This window comes from Acinetobacter sp. NIOH-H-8, assembly GCF_046635365.1.
Taxonomy (GTDB): domain Bacteria; phylum Pseudomonadota; class Gammaproteobacteria; order Pseudomonadales; family Moraxellaceae; genus Acinetobacter.
In genome coordinates this window covers 86,413-100,379 of the sequence record NZ_JBHDVN010000002.1, presented here as the reverse complement: position 1 = coordinate 100,379, position 13,967 = coordinate 86,413, and the positions used below count along the sequence as shown (strand labels likewise).

Here is a 13,967-nt window from a genome sequence, read left to right as displayed (position 1 = left end):
TAATTCGAGTTGGCAAAAAGTGATTTAAATTAAAAATTTTGAAGATATAAACAATATTTTGATTCATCAAGATCAGTTTAATAGACAGGTTTCTAGACCAAAATCTAAGTGATGACCAGAAAATAAAACTTTTACTTTTCGAACTACGGCTTATAAATTTCAGCCAAAAAAAAGAAACCCTCCTGCTGGAGAGTTTCTTTTTTGGCTATTGTTATTATTTAGAGGCATTTTCGATTACTTGCGCTTGTAATGGTGCAGTTTGCTGGGTTTCGGCTGATTTTTTCTTGGTTTTCATTTCTGCCACTTTGGCCAGAGTTTTCTCGGCAAAGCGTAAACCACCGTCTTCTGCCATCACATTACCCGCCATCAAAAGACTGCTCATTACTACTAGCAGGGATGGTATAAGTTGTAATTTCATGTCTATTCCACCTTTTTATTTTATAGTGGATTAAAAATAAGCAATTATTATTCCAATATTTTTATCTATATTTGATTTTTTTATTTTTCCCGATCATCTTGATGAAATTAAAATTGATCTAAGCGATAAATTTTATATTCTTTATTGTCTTAAAATTCCTTATTTTAGTGCGATTATTTTGGTTACGCCTCATTTTAGTCAGAGTAATTTAGTCTCATCAGACTCTATGCACTATTTTTATGACACTTTTAACCTGATCTCCTGATTTTTTGCACCAAATTGCATGGTATGTTTTTTGCATAAGTCCTTATGGAATATTCCCCGATGTACTAGCTAAAAATCTTGCATGTCTAAATTACGAATTGCCCTGATTGATGATGATCCAGAACGCGCTGAATTTATTCAGGCTTCTTTGCTTGCGCATGATTTTCATGTGGTGGCTTGTGTCATTCTGAATGACCTCAACATTGTTGATATCAAAAGCCTGCATGCCGATGTCATTCTGTTAAATATGGATCATCCTCATCGCGATATTATCGAAAGCTGCGTGAGTCAGTATGAATTACCTACGGTTCTATTTACCCAAAATTCCAACAAGGACACCATCAGAAATGCCATTGATGCCGGAGTCACGGCATATATTGTGGACGGGATTGATCCAACCAAACTGGAAAATATTCTGGAAATATCGATTGAACAATTCCAGAAACATAAAAAACTGTTACACGACCTGAAGGAAACTCAGGAAAAATTAAGTGATCGCAGGGATATTGATAAAGCCAAAGTCCTGCTGATCCAGCTACATGGACTGAGCGAAGAAGAAGCATTTGCCCTGTTGCGCAAAAATGCCATGAGTCACCGGATTACCATTGGCGATATGGCAAGGCGCTTACTTGATGCACAAAAACTGTTATCCGGCCAATAAGGAGCATTCAATGACAACATTAGAAAAAACAGAACTCAATATTGGCTATATTCCACTGCTTGATTGTGTTGCCATTCTTTGGGCGGAGCGACAAGGTTATTTTACTGAACAGGGTTTAAAGGTAAATCTGATCCGTGAAGCATCCTGGTCCAGCTTACGCGACCGTCTGGCCTATGGCTTTCTGGATGCAGCCCATTGCCTGTCTGCCATGCTTCCCGCAGCTGCTTTGGGCGCAGACCAGTTACAAGTCGCTTTGCAGACTCCATTAGTACTCAGTATCAATCAGGCATTTATCAGCTTAAGACAGGATCTGTGTTATGAACTGGGCATTCAGCCTGAAGATAATGAACAGATCACGTCGCAAAAGCTGGTCAGTGCCTTAAAGCAGCAACACAAAGTAGGCCTGGCACATGTTTATAAATACTCCATTCATCATTACTGTTTAAGAGAATGGCTGGGTTTAACTGATCCGCAATATGCCAAAAATATATTGCTCAAGACCTCACCACCCCCTTTAATGGTCAAAGGAATTGCAGCACAGATTTTTGATGGTTTTTGTGTGGGTGAGCCATGGAATATTCAGGCCAAGCTTGAAGGTTATAGCCTGATTGTTGCAGCCAGTCAGAATGTCATTCCTAAAGTAGCAGACAAAGTGCTGGCAATAACTCAGGAATGGGGCGAGTTGCATCCACTGACTGTAGAGGCCTTAGTCGCTGCTGTAAAAAAAGCCCAGATGGATTTAAAGCATGCTACGGATCTTTCTGAAGTCTGGGACATGCTGATGGATTATCAGATTATCCAGTTTGAATGTTCAGCTTCTCGACACGTTTATGACTTCCATAAGATTCAGAATATTATTCGTAACCTTGCAGGTGAAAGTGTTGAGCCTCAATTCACCGATTTTATCTGGCTATTAGAGCAGATGGAAAAATGGGAAAATATTGATCTGTCCGCAGATGATCAGCAACAGATTGCCCAATCCTGTATTTATCAGCAAGAATCCACGACTGTATAAATTATAAATTTATAAACTTCCATAAAAAAAGACCCAGAATCGTTCTGGGTATTTTTATTTACTGCTGATATTTAGCTGAGCGCTTGCTGCAAATCCAGTTGCATGAATTTTTGTAAGGACAATTTTCCAGCAATCATCTGATTGATGAATTGTGACATTTCATCATACAAGGTCTCATATAGCTGCGGCTCTAATGCCATATGTCTTAACTGGATTTGTAAATGCATCAACAGTTCCTGCTGCTCGCATTCACCCTGTTCCAGAGCATAGATATAACCTAACACTGCGCCTTTTAAAACCACATCAAACGGTAAACTATATTTAAGCAAGGTCGATAATGAACCCATAACCCGTTCATTGTGTTTCAGCTTTCTTAAGGGTTCACGCCCTACACGTGCACATGGGTCCTGATAAGCATAGGCACAGGATTCAGTAAAACTTTGTGCCAGACGTTCCAGATCTGAAGCATGCTTAGGAATCTGGTAACAGAGACCATGCTTCACCTGCGCTAAGGCCTGCTGCATGAATTTTCTGACCGCATGATCTGACATGGCCACGCCAATGGTCTGATGACCGCGCAGGCTGGCATACCAGGCCATCATCGCATGCACACCATTCCATAAGCGGTTTTTAATCAGCTGGATATTGGCAATATCATCTACCAGAATCATTTGGCGCATTTTAGCCAATAATGGACTGTTATTTTCCACATAGATTGGCATATCCGTTTCGGCATTAAACAGAATCAGGTCCATCGACTGCAGAATATGACTTGGCTGAAAATTACGGCGCAGGTCTTCAATATATAAGCCCGCCTGATGTTCCTGCTCTGCATTCAGGGCTGTAGAATCATCCAGATCCACTACGGACAGATCTTCATCCAGCTGATACTGCTTGAACATGTTGTATTTGATGCGCAGCTGACGGTACAGTTTCTGGTCGGACAGTTTGGAGACCATACGGTTCACCACTGTGTCACAGAAATAATGCTGATCCATAATGTGCTGCGCTGTCTGTTCATCCGTAATCTGTTTCAGACGGCTCAGAATCTGCTGCATCACCAGCTGTTTGGCCCCGATTTTATTCAGGATAATTAACAGCGTCAGCGGCTGTTCCTGCTGCTCGTAGGCCAAGTATCGCGCATATAAACCCTGTGCAATTACTTCTGCTTCAGAAACCAGAGCTTCCTCAGGGACACAGACTGCCACCAGACTGGATTCAATATACATGTTCTGCATTTGCTCCAGATCATGCGCATCAATCACACTCATATTTTCAATACGCTGGTCAAAAGAGTTCTGACCATAACGAATGCAATAGGTGCCAAACGCATTTACGGCAGATTGATAGAGTGGATTACGCGTTGAGGCAATAATTTTGCGTGGACGCGTATAGCCATCCCAGTGTGATAACACCTGAGCCAGATAACCACCGCCAATTGCACCGAAGCCGTGAATCCCAACTGTTAACTGATTCAGCGTTTGCGGAAATGCAGTCTCAAGTTCAGGCATTTCCAGAACCGGAACAAACTGGTTCAGATCTATCAGAAAATCTTCCATCGTTTCATAATAATACTGGGCTTGTGCCAGCATCGATTCATTCGGTGTTTTAATGTCTTTGAAAAGTACCGTCATACCACCTGCATCATAAGCAGATCGCAGGCCATTTTCGGAATCTTCAAACATCAGGCATTGAGCCGGACTTAAATTGATTTTTTCGGCTGCGCTGATAAAAATTTCTGGATGAGGTTTCCCTTGTTTAATCTCATCGCCACACACCAGCACATCAAAAAATTTATAGACATTGGCATTGATCAGATATTCTTCTGCGATCGCACGTCGACTCGAAGTCGCCACAGCCATTTTTAGGCCTGTCTTGCGTAGGCGTTCCAGTACCTGTAATAAACCTTTTTTAATTGGAACGCCATAATTGCGTACATGTTCTAGTTCCAGTACATCAGCACGCTGGCGGATCTCGGCATAAGGAACATCTTGTCCATAACGCTCTTTGGCCAGCTGCTCGGCACTACGGGCACTTAAGCCCAAGCACTGCATTAAATAGTTTTCAGAAAATTCGACGCCGATCAGCTCACGCGAAGCTTGTTGCAAGGTTTGAAAGCGCAAACGTTCAGTATCAAACATGGTTCCATCCATATCGAAAATTGCGCCGTGTACAATTTGATTTTTAAATTCTAGCATTGCTCCCCTTTTATAATTCAATGAGTTAAGAAGTGGACAATACCTTAAGGAAAATAAGAGATTAAATAAACCGATGTAAAGATATGAAATAGTTCTGACTATAAATTAATCAATAAAGACTAAATTAAATAGTTTTAGGTTTTCTTATGTAACCGTTAGGTAACAAAAAGTAACCAGCAAGTTGTTTCTTATAAAAAATAAATATTCAAATTAGGAGGTGTAGATAAATTCAAATGCTGTGCCAATTTAGTATTACGATTTTTATTATGAGTAATACTTAGAATGCTCAAAATAAGTTCATTTTAGGAATTTAATGATAAATACAGACTGGATATGCACCCAAACTGGACTTTTTACCTCTTTCTAAAAACGGGATAATGGCGGCGAAAGAAAAATGGGGGTGACATGTTTAAAGATAAAAAGCTGGTGTGTTTTGACCTAGATGGAACCTTAATTGATTCAGTGGGGATCTGGAACCAGGTCGATGCTGCCCTGATTCTGGAATTATCGGGGATCGAAGTCGGTCTGGATCAGATTCAGCAACTGCGTGACCTGCAACTGAAAGCCTTTAGACATATGCCCGATCCTTATCTGGAATATTGTGGCTATTTAAAAGAGCTATATGGTTTTGAACCCAGCAAGGAAGAGGTTAAAAACCGTCGTTATCATATTTCACGGCATTTTCTGGATCATGTGATAGAACTCAAACCGCAAGCTGAGCTGCTGATTCAAGCCTTAAAACAGCAAGGGATACAATTGGCACTCACGACTACCACCAGCTTGTTCAATGTGCAGCGTTATCAGGACAATAACCAGAAGATTAATCAGAAAATCAGTTTTGATGATGATTTTGCGATTATTTTGACTCGTGAAAATGTTGAGAATATCAAACCGCATCCAGAAGTGTATTTAAATGCGCTCCAGCATTTTGAAATTGAGGCTAAAGATTGCCTGATTGTTGAAGACTCTTTAATTGGGGTGGAAGCTGCCAACAATGCGGGAATTGATGTCGTGGCAATTTACGACCAGTATTCTGCGCATGAAATAGATCTGATCAAAGCCAAGGCAGATTATTTTGTAGAAGATTTTGCTGGTCTCATAAAATTGGTGAACTAAAAAAATGCCATGAATCCTCCCTGATCATGGCATTTTTCGTGTTATCTCTGAATTGATTAGATTAGAGCATTATTTGGCTTTTTTATAGACGGAGCCTGAACCGACCAGATTGCCAGTTTTTTCGTCAATTGCGAAATCAACGACACCTGTACCTGAATTAATCTGAAGCAGACCATTATCAGCGACTGAAGCTGGCATCGGATTTTTCTTGTCAGTTTTGCCGCTTTCTTTGTCTTTAATAGTATTGGTGATGAAATAGTTTTCACCATTTTTGGAAATCACCAGGATATTTTCCAATTTTGGATTTTCCAGTGTATTTTTCCAGTTCCCCTGATAATCTGGTGCTGGAGTTTCCGGGGTATTACACGCGGTTAACAGCAATAAAAGTGAGATGCCTGAAAAATATTTAAGATATTTCAAAACTGAGACCTTGAATGATAGAACGCGGCCATTATAAAAAGAACCTCCTTGAGGTAAACGCTTAGCTTGTAGGCGAAGCGTTTCAGCGGTAGTAAATCTGTCCCGCCTTCGTCATTTTTTGAAAATCATCTTCATATTTCATTCATAAATTCGTGTGAACTGACCACTTTTTAACAGATAAAAAAATCCTCAATAGACCATCCAAATCTATTGAGGAGTACCAAACTGGATAATAGAGAAACCCTAAAAATTAATTTACAAGCTTAGATTTAAAGTAACGAAGCACTGATTTAACTGCATGAGTTTTTTCTGCAATTTGCTGATTCCATTCATTTGGCAGTGAGCATTTCGCCAGTCTGACCCATACAGTCGAGAACTGTTTCATAAAGCTGGCTTCGTTATAATGAACCCCATACTCGGCACATAAGGCTTTGATTCTTGGTGCAACTTCGGCATAACGGTTTGCTGGCATATCTGGGAACAGATGATGCTCAATCTGATGGCTTAAATTACCACTCAGAATATGCAACCAGTTCGCGCCACTGAAGTTGCTCGAACCACGGATCTGACGCAGATACCATTCCGCACGGGTTTCATTGTCGGTATTGTCCATTTCAAAGGTTTCTGCATCTTCAGTGAAATGTCCATTGAAGATCACTGCAGACGCCCATAGGCTACGAATCACATTGGCAACCGCATTCCCGGTAAATACTGGGATGGCATTTGGACCGGCAATCAGTGGGAAAAATACATAATCTTTCAGGACCTGACGGCGCATTTTTTTGCGTAAAGGCGCTGCTTCTTCCCAGACCTGTTTCCAGGTTTTGGTTTTATAGGCAATCACATCTTCCAGATGCAAACGCTGTACACCCACATACCATTCAAAGAACACCATCAACTGAATGGTTAAAGGAATATTCCAGATAAAACGTAGTTCCCACGACTGAGATTCACTGACACGGATCAGACCATAACCGACATCGTGATCCATACCGACAATATTGGTATACGTGTGGTGAATATAATTATGCGTGTATTTCCAGTCATCCCCAGTGGAAATAGTATCCCAATCATAAGTCGAACCATTCAGACTCGGATCATTCATCCAGTCGAACTGGCCGTGCATCACGTTATGGCCAAGTTCCATATTTTCCACGATTTTCGAGATACCCAATAAGCCTGTTCCCGCTAACCAGACCGGCGGCAACCAGCCTGCAAACATCAGCATGCCACGGGAAGCAATCTCGCTATAACGTACAAAATTACGGATTTTATAAATATATTCTGCATCTTTTTCGCCCAAATCTTCCATTACTTCACGGCGGATAGCATCAACCTTGGCACCGAACTCTTCAACCTGTTCCGGGCTTAGAAATTGAGATTTACTGTATTTTTTAAAATCAATTTGCATATTCATGGGAGCACCTTCTTATTCGTTTAGTAATGGTTGAAATAGCTTATAAATTAATCACCACAGGACTGACGGCCTGTGAAATACAAAGTTTGATTGGAGTATTGTTGCCGTGGTCGATCTCACCCGTCAGCATGTTTTTCACCGAACCGCTGACTTTAGTACATGAGCAAGTATTACAAATGCCCATACGGCAACCGTGCGCTGGACGAAGACCCGCCTGCTCTGCACTTTCCAGCAGATTAGATTCTGCCTGGAATTCCTGCTGCGATCTTAAAAACTGTACAGGCTGTGCTTTCACTTTTTCATCCATCGCAATCTGGAAATATTCAGAATGGAAACTGGATTTCACCGTCAGTTTATCGGCAATTTTGAGTGCAGTTTTCATCATTCCCGCTGAACCACAGGCATAGATTTCACGCTGTTCAAAGTCTGGTACCAGCTTGTTTAGCAATTGCTGGCTCAGATGTTGCTTATGCTCGACTGTATTAAAATGATGATATTTCAGATGAGGATGCATCAACGCCAAGGTTTTGATCTCGGCATGAAATGCATCATCACGGGTGAAATAGATTAGATCAATCGGATGCTGAAACTGCACGACTGCTTTTTGCAATAAGGAATAAATTGCAGTAATGCCACTGCCTGATGCCAGAAACAGAATCGGTTTAGGAGAGTTTAATAAGGTAAATTCGCCCTGTGGCTGAGACAGCTCGACCACTGCACCTAGTTGCAATAAAGTTAGGGCACGCGACACTTTACCTTGCTGCTTGACTGCAATAATCACATCACCATTTTTTAAAATGGTCACGATAGAATAATGACGTTGATGACGTACTCCATCCAGACGCAGAGTCACCGCGATATTTTGACCGGCCTGAAATGACCCGCGGTTAAAGTTATAATTTGGACGTAACTGGATTTTGAAAAAGTCTGGGCTAACCGCCTGAATATTCACGACCGATGCTTTGACTTTTTTGAGTGCCCAGGTTGGATGGATTTTTTCACCAACAAAATCAATGAAATCTTCACGAATCCAATGCGGCTTGTAGGTTGTCATACTTGTCATTTTTATCCCCTCTATTCCGCAGACAGCATTAATGTACAACTGTCTATTTATTATGTAGTCCAGAATAAAGAATTTTGAAGCTCGCACCATGTCAATGTAGGTCAAATTATGTGCTTAGAAACCATAGTTGGACTTTTTGTAAGACAATCCTAGCCAGAAAGTGCTGTTAAAACTGTATGAACTGAATAAATTGCTTTTTTGGTCTGTATATTTTTAGCAAAAACATATAAAAAAACTGACCTCTATATAAGAGATCAGTTTCTGTTTTAAATATTCGGTGAGTTAAAAAGGCAAAATTTTACCTTTTAAAGAAATAGCTTAACCTACGGCCTGTTCCAGCAAGATAGAGCCATAAAGTTCACGCAGGTCTTTTTTCAGCATCTTGCCGGTTCCACTTAACGGAATAGAATCTACAAAGATCACGCGATCCGGAATTTGCCATTTAGCGACCTTGTCCGCATAGTAATCCAGCATTTCAGCTTCACTCACATGACTCTCTGGCTTTTTAATCGCAATCAGAACGGGACGCTCATCCCATTTAGGATGCTGTGCCGCAATCACGGCAGCCATGGCAATTTCAGGATGTCCCATCGCCATATTTTCAAGATCGACTGAAGAGATCCATTCACCGCCTGATTTGATCAGATCTTTGGAGCGATCACACAGCTTCATAAAGCCATCTTTATTTAAGGTAGCAATATCTCCGGTATCAAACCATCCATCTGCTGTGAGCGTAGATTCTTCCTTGCCAAAATAATGATCAATGATCCAGTGCCCTTTAATCTGCAGATTGCCTATGGTTTCACCATCGCGGGCAATTTCCTGAGTTCCTTTTTCTTCATCGGTTAAACGTAAATCAACGCCAAACGGTGGACGACCTTGAGACAGACGAATCTGCATTTTTTCTTCATCCGCCAGATCAAGGTGTTTGGTTTTTAGCTGATTGGCACTACCAAGTGGACTGGTTTCAGTCATCCCCCAGGCATGAATGGTTTCGCAGTTAAACTGCTCTTTAAAGGTTTTCAGCATAGCCGGTGGACAGGCAGAACCACCGACCACATTCCGTTTCAGGCTTTCCAGTTTTGAACCACTTTGCTGGGCAGCCGCAATCAGCCCTTGCCAGATCGTTGGAACACCTAAAGCCACAGAGACTTTATACGTATCAATCAGATTGACCAGACTGGCTCCATCCAGGCCCGGCCCCGGCAGCACCAAGGTACAACCGACCATGGCAGCGGCATATGGAGTTCCCCAGGCATTGACATGGAACATTGGTACCACCGGCAGCATGATGTCACGCGCTGCCACATTCAGGGAATCCGGCATGATGATGGCATAACTATGCAGCACTGTTGAGCGATGGCTATATAAAACCCCTTTCGGATTTCCAGTCGTACCAGAGGTATAACACAATGAACTCGCTGTATTTTCATCCAGTTCAGGCCAGTCAAATTCTGCAGATTGCTGGGCAAGCAAATCGTCATAAAACTGAACTTCCGGAATGGCTTCACGAATCGACGAATCTTCAGCATCCAGACAAATATACTGTTCTACAGTTTTTAATAACGGTTTGACGGCTTTAATTAAAGGTGCAAAGGTTTTATCAAACAGCAGTACCCGATCGGCAGCGTCATTGATAATAAATACCAGCTGTTCCGGAAATAAGCGCGGGTTGATGGTGTGGCAAACCAGTCCACTTCCCGAAATGGCATACCATGATTCTAGATGTCGATGATTATTCCAGGCAATGGTCGCAACCCGATCGCCGAGTGTCAGACCGAATTGCTGTAATACATTGGCAAAACGTTTCGAGTTTTCCCGGATTTCTCCCCAATTGGTCTTTTTAATGCTGGTATCGGTATTTTTAGAAATGATCTCGGTATCGGCATGATAACGACCGGCATGTTCAATCATGCTGCTGATCAGTAAGGGCTGGAACATCATATTTCCGAGCATGCTTCACTCCTTTATCCTTGTTGTTTGTCCATCTGCTATATCGTTGTTATTTCTGTATGATGCGCTGGCGAAAAGCCTGTATTCATTTTTATCATCAAACAGTCTGAATCTAGCAAGGAAATCTGACTTTGTGAGTGTCAAATTGTGACAAAGTCATAGAGTGGATGCAGAAAAAGTAGAAAATAAAACTGGTAATGTGTGGCATAAAAAAAGCCCCAATTTAGATTGGGGCGATGATAGTGTTCAGGGAGAAGAGAATTTTAAAAGCCGCTCATCATAATTTTGTCTGCATTTACTACAAAGATAACGCCGAGGCAGAATAAACCGGCATAAAGTGCAAACCAGAGAATCATCTTCTTGAATGCTGCATCAGAAATACTGCTATCCGCATATTTTGGTGCTTTGTTGTCTTCTGAATTCATATGATCACCCATAGGTTGGTCTGGCGTTATGAGTTTTATTATCAGCAGACCTAAATCAGCTGTATAGATACAATATTCATTTAAAAAAATATAACAGTTAGCCACTTATTTTTTTGATTTGTTATATTTTAATAACTTATTCATAATATAATTCTGATTATATTAGTACAGTTTAGATTTTATTTTCTTATGTTTAAATCTGAAAAGCTAGCCCAAAATATTCGCCAGATGATTGAAAATGGCGCATGGAAGGCGCATGACAAATTACCTTCATTACGGGAACAAACTGAACTGTCCGGCTATAGCCTGATGACGGTGCTTAATGCCTATCAGGTGCTTGAATCGCAAGGATTGGTCTATGCCAAAGATAAATCTGGCTACTATATTGCGGAACGACCTCAAACCTATAACAGCAAAGAACCCGCGGTACAGATTGGCTTAAACTCCAAAGTTAAAATTAACTCTGTGGTATTTAATTATTTAAAGTCACTGCAAACTCCAAATATTGCACCTTTTGGTTCAGCTTTTCCAAATGCTGAACTGTTATATAACAGCCGGTTTATGCAGATTTTGGCGCAGCATAGCAAAAGAAAAAGCAGTTATAGCCATCAAAATCATATGCCACCGGGTAATCAGGAATTACGCCAACTGATTGCTAACCGCTATCAGTTACAAGGCATAAACTGCACTTCGGATGACATTGTCATTACTTCTGGTGCATTGGAAGCTCTCAATCTGTCTTTACAGGCTTTGACTCAACCTGGCGACTTTATCCTGCTCCAGCAAACCATTTTTTATGGTGCCTGGCAGGCGGCTGAGCGTTTAGGACTGCAAGTCATCACAATCCCTGAACATCCACAGTTTGGTTTTGACCTGGAATCATTTGAACAAGCACTTAAACAGTACCCAATCAAAGTTTGCTGGCTGATGCTGAATGTGCATAATCCGATTGGCTTTACGGTAAATTCAGAGATCAAGCAAAGAATTGCGGAACTGTTGAATGAATATCAGGTATATCTGATTGAAGATGATGTCTATCAGGAACTCAATTACGGCGCTCATAAACCGGTTTCCGTAAAATATTTTGATCAGCATCAACGGGTATTGCACTGCTCTTCATTTTCTAAAACTCTGGGCATGGGTGCGCGGGTCGGCTGGGTTTTCGCTGGCCCATTTTCCGATGCAATCCAGCATTTACAGCTCATGAGTACTTTGACTGTTAGTCCGCTATTACAAAATGCATTGGTTGATTTTCTGTCCCATCATCATTATGAAAAGCATTTGCGCCATTTAAGACAGCAACTAGAAAAGTATAAGCAAAAGTTTTATCAGGAACTTAAAGCGCGTTTAGATTCAGTCTGTGAAATTTATTATTATTCCAGTGGGTATTTTCTCTGGATCAAATTGCCGGAACAGCTGGATGGTCAGGTTTTATATGAACAGCTGATTCAGCACAATATTGCCATTGCCCCTGCTTTGCTGTTTAAACCGGAACATACCAGCCAGAATTATATTCGCCTGAACTGTTCATTTGACTGGACCTCTGAGATAGAAAATGCAGTCAATGTACTGGCAGAGATGATCCTGAATCATGCAAAAAGCGTGGATTAATTCATCCACGCTTTAGGTTTCTTATGTAAAATCGCTAGAGCTTAGAAACTGTAAATTGCAACTGCATTCACTCGGTTATCTTCACCTTTTGTACTGCCATTTGGTGCAGCACCCAATGCTTCACGTTCACCATAAACATATTCCAGGCCAAAACTCAGCGGTTTTGTAGGGTTATAGAACACATTAGCCCAAGCCTGCCAAAGGTCTTTGTTCACTGCTGTTAGATTCAGACCAGGAGCAGCAAGATAGCCATTATCTTGGTCGAAATTCATATAACCATAGCCTACAGTACCACGCAATTTATCATTAAACTGCTGCGTTAGACCGACTGTAATCGAGTCGAATTCACTCTGTAGAAGATCTCCATTAGCAGCTGTAACGACACCTGGATTGGCGTAAGAGACAAAACTGCTATCACCTTTGACATGATAATAATCTGCCTTAAGGCTGGTGCCTGGAACAAACTCGTATTTCGCGCCTACACCTACACCCCATGCAGTTTTTTCATCTTCATTCACGCGTTTTTCATTCCCCATCGCACGCGCGCTGACAGAAAGACTATCCGCAAATTTGTGGTTTAAGCGTGCTGTTAAGGCAGGTAAACGCTGTTTGATTCCCGTAATGGTCGCATCTTTCGGATCTTCTACTGCAAGCACCAGATTGGTCGCTGGACTCAAAGTACTGGTATGACGAATCTGAGGTGTCCGTTTAATTGAACCACCGGCATAAACCAGTGCATCTACCGTCTCAGGTATATAGTCCGGAGTTGCAAAGTTTGACCAGGTTTGACCAATTAACCAGTCAGCATAGCTGATATAGGCATGACGGATACGCAGGTTATCAAGACTAGCTCCACCCAGGAAATCGACCTCAACCTTACCGCTTAAGGCATTATCCCCAGCACCCACGGGCGCTTTAAAATCCATCCCTAAACGGGTGGCTGAAAGCGTGGATTTAAACTCATCACTGCGTTCACCTGTGCCTTCAAGAGGTACGGCATTAATCTGGTTATACATACGTGTCGCTGCACCGCCCTCAGCCTGATAAGAGGCATCAGCACGGATATTACCGTATAGATTAAACTCGGCCCCACTGGCAATTTTCATCACAGATTTGCTCGCAGGAGCTACTGCTGTATTCACAGGTGCCGGCGTTGTCGCTACAGGTGCAGTTACAGCAGCTGTCTGAGTCTGCTGCTGTTCAATCAAGGCACGTAAAGCTTGAACCTCTTGACGCAACTGCTCAATTTCCTGTTGATTGGACTGAGCTGGAGTTTGTGCCTGGGTAGACAAGCTAAGGCCCCCTAAACTTATTGCCATCATGCTCATCAGAACCGTGCGTTTTAATGTGATTGTTTGATTATTAAATAATTGTTCCGTGTTCATCCTAAACTCACTTTTTTATTA

At 41.6% G+C, this 13,967-nt stretch carries 12 protein-coding genes; 4 read left to right on the top strand and 8 right to left on the bottom strand.

Annotated elements, in window-relative coordinates; genetic code table 11:
• Nucleotides 1-214: 214 nt before the first annotated feature.
• Nucleotides 215-418, bottom strand: coding sequence for a hypothetical protein (locus ACEWB7_RS01890; RefSeq protein WP_262737485.1), 204 nt, complete (start codon nt 416-418; stop codon nt 215-217).
• A 346-nt stretch (nt 419-764) separates the two neighbouring features.
• Between ACEWB7_RS01890 and ACEWB7_RS01885 the strand changes: the two genes are divergently transcribed.
• The gene (locus tag ACEWB7_RS01885) at nt 765-1,343 is read left to right on the top strand and encodes an ANTAR domain-containing response regulator (protein WP_004785667.1); all 579 of its coding nucleotides are present in this window, start codon (nt 765-767) and stop codon (nt 1,341-1,343) included.
• 10 nt (nt 1,344-1,353) lie between these two features.
• Nucleotides 1,354-2,358 carry an ABC transporter substrate-binding protein gene (locus ACEWB7_RS01880; RefSeq protein WP_262737484.1) on the top strand — a complete coding sequence of 335 codons (1,005 nt, stop codon included), beginning with the start codon at nt 1,354-1,356 and terminating at the stop codon, nt 2,356-2,358.
• A gap of 71 nt (nt 2,359-2,429) precedes the next feature.
• Here ACEWB7_RS01880 and mtlD read toward each other — a convergent pair whose 3' ends face one another.
• Nucleotides 2,430-4,556 (bottom strand): bifunctional mannitol-1-phosphate dehydrogenase/phosphatase, encoded by a 2,127-nt coding sequence (mtlD, locus tag ACEWB7_RS01875; protein WP_262737483.1) that lies wholly within the window; start codon nt 4,554-4,556, stop codon nt 2,430-2,432.
• Nucleotides 4,557-4,961: 405 nt separating this feature from the next.
• Between mtlD and ACEWB7_RS01870 the strand changes: the two genes are divergently transcribed.
• Nucleotides 4,962-5,672 (top strand): HAD family hydrolase, encoded by a 711-nt coding sequence (locus ACEWB7_RS01870; RefSeq protein WP_262737482.1) that lies wholly within the window; start codon nt 4,962-4,964, stop codon nt 5,670-5,672.
• Nucleotides 5,673-5,741: 69 nt separating this feature from the next.
• Here ACEWB7_RS01870 and ACEWB7_RS01865 read toward each other — a convergent pair whose 3' ends face one another.
• From ACEWB7_RS01865 to ACEWB7_RS01845, 5 genes are all read right to left on the bottom strand, one after another.
• Nucleotides 5,742-6,092, bottom strand: a complete 351-nt coding sequence (locus tag ACEWB7_RS01865) for a hypothetical protein (protein ID WP_159122938.1) — start codon at nt 6,090-6,092, stop codon at nt 5,742-5,744.
• Nucleotides 6,093-6,342: 250 nt separating this feature from the next.
• On the bottom strand, nt 6,343-7,509 hold the full coding sequence (locus ACEWB7_RS01860) for an acyl-CoA desaturase (RefSeq protein ID WP_312316326.1): 1,167 nt from the start codon (nt 7,507-7,509) through the stop codon (nt 6,343-6,345).
• 40 nt (nt 7,510-7,549) lie between these two features.
• Entirely contained in the window at nt 7,550-8,572 is a 1,023-nt protein-coding gene (locus tag ACEWB7_RS01855; protein ID WP_262737481.1) for a flavin reductase family protein, read from the bottom strand.
• A gap of 318 nt (nt 8,573-8,890) precedes the next feature.
• Complete coding sequence (locus ACEWB7_RS01850) at nt 8,891-10,528, bottom strand: long-chain-fatty-acid--CoA ligase (RefSeq protein WP_262737480.1); 1,638 nt, start codon at nt 10,526-10,528, stop codon at nt 8,891-8,893.
• Between the two features lie 260 nt (nt 10,529-10,788).
• Nucleotides 10,789-10,950: a hypothetical protein gene (locus ACEWB7_RS01845; protein ID WP_162835335.1), complete on the bottom strand. Its 162-nt coding sequence runs from the start codon at nt 10,948-10,950 to the stop codon at nt 10,789-10,791.
• Between the two features lie 189 nt (nt 10,951-11,139).
• Between ACEWB7_RS01845 and ACEWB7_RS01840 the strand changes: the two genes are divergently transcribed.
• Nucleotides 11,140-12,561 carry a PLP-dependent aminotransferase family protein gene (locus ACEWB7_RS01840; RefSeq protein ID WP_253148414.1) on the top strand — a complete coding sequence of 474 codons (1,422 nt, stop codon included), beginning with the start codon at nt 11,140-11,142 and terminating at the stop codon, nt 12,559-12,561.
• 41 nt (nt 12,562-12,602) lie between these two features.
• On the opposite strand, the gene ACEWB7_RS01835 is transcribed toward ACEWB7_RS01840, so the two are convergent.
• Nucleotides 12,603-13,946 (bottom strand): DcaP family trimeric outer membrane transporter, encoded by a 1,344-nt coding sequence (locus ACEWB7_RS01835; RefSeq protein WP_262737479.1) that lies wholly within the window; start codon nt 13,944-13,946, stop codon nt 12,603-12,605.
• Nucleotides 13,947-13,967: the final 21 nt, after the last annotated feature.

Bases quoted from the DNA above. Each gene is read 5' to 3' on its own strand.
- ACEWB7_RS01890 (WP_262737485.1), bottom strand. From the start codon at position 418: ATGAAATTACAACTTATACCATCCCTGCTAGTAGTAATGAGCAGTCTT.
- ACEWB7_RS01885 (WP_004785667.1), top strand. From the start codon at position 765: ATGTCTAAATTACGAATTGCCCTGATTGATGATGATCCAGAACGCGCT.
- ACEWB7_RS01880 (WP_262737484.1), top strand. From the start codon at position 1,354: ATGACAACATTAGAAAAAACAGAACTCAATATTGGCTATATTCCACTG.
- mtlD (WP_262737483.1), bottom strand. From the start codon at position 4,556: ATGCTAGAATTTAAAAATCAAATTGTACACGGCGCAATTTTCGATATG.
- ACEWB7_RS01870 (WP_262737482.1), top strand. From the start codon at position 4,962: ATGTTTAAAGATAAAAAGCTGGTGTGTTTTGACCTAGATGGAACCTTA.
- ACEWB7_RS01860 (WP_312316326.1), bottom strand. From the start codon at position 7,509: ATGAATATGCAAATTGATTTTAAAAAATACAGTAAATCTCAATTTCTA.
- ACEWB7_RS01855 (WP_262737481.1), bottom strand. From the start codon at position 8,572: ATGACAAGTATGACAACCTACAAGCCGCATTGGATTCGTGAAGATTTC.
- ACEWB7_RS01850 (WP_262737480.1), bottom strand. From the start codon at position 10,528: ATGCTCGGAAATATGATGTTCCAGCCCTTACTGATCAGCAGCATGATT.
- ACEWB7_RS01845 (WP_162835335.1), bottom strand. From the start codon at position 10,950: ATGAATTCAGAAGACAACAAAGCACCAAAATATGCGGATAGCAGTATT.
- ACEWB7_RS01840 (WP_253148414.1), top strand. From the start codon at position 11,140: ATGTTTAAATCTGAAAAGCTAGCCCAAAATATTCGCCAGATGATTGAA.
- ACEWB7_RS01835 (WP_262737479.1), bottom strand. From the start codon at position 13,946: ATGAACACGGAACAATTATTTAATAATCAAACAATCACATTAAAACGC.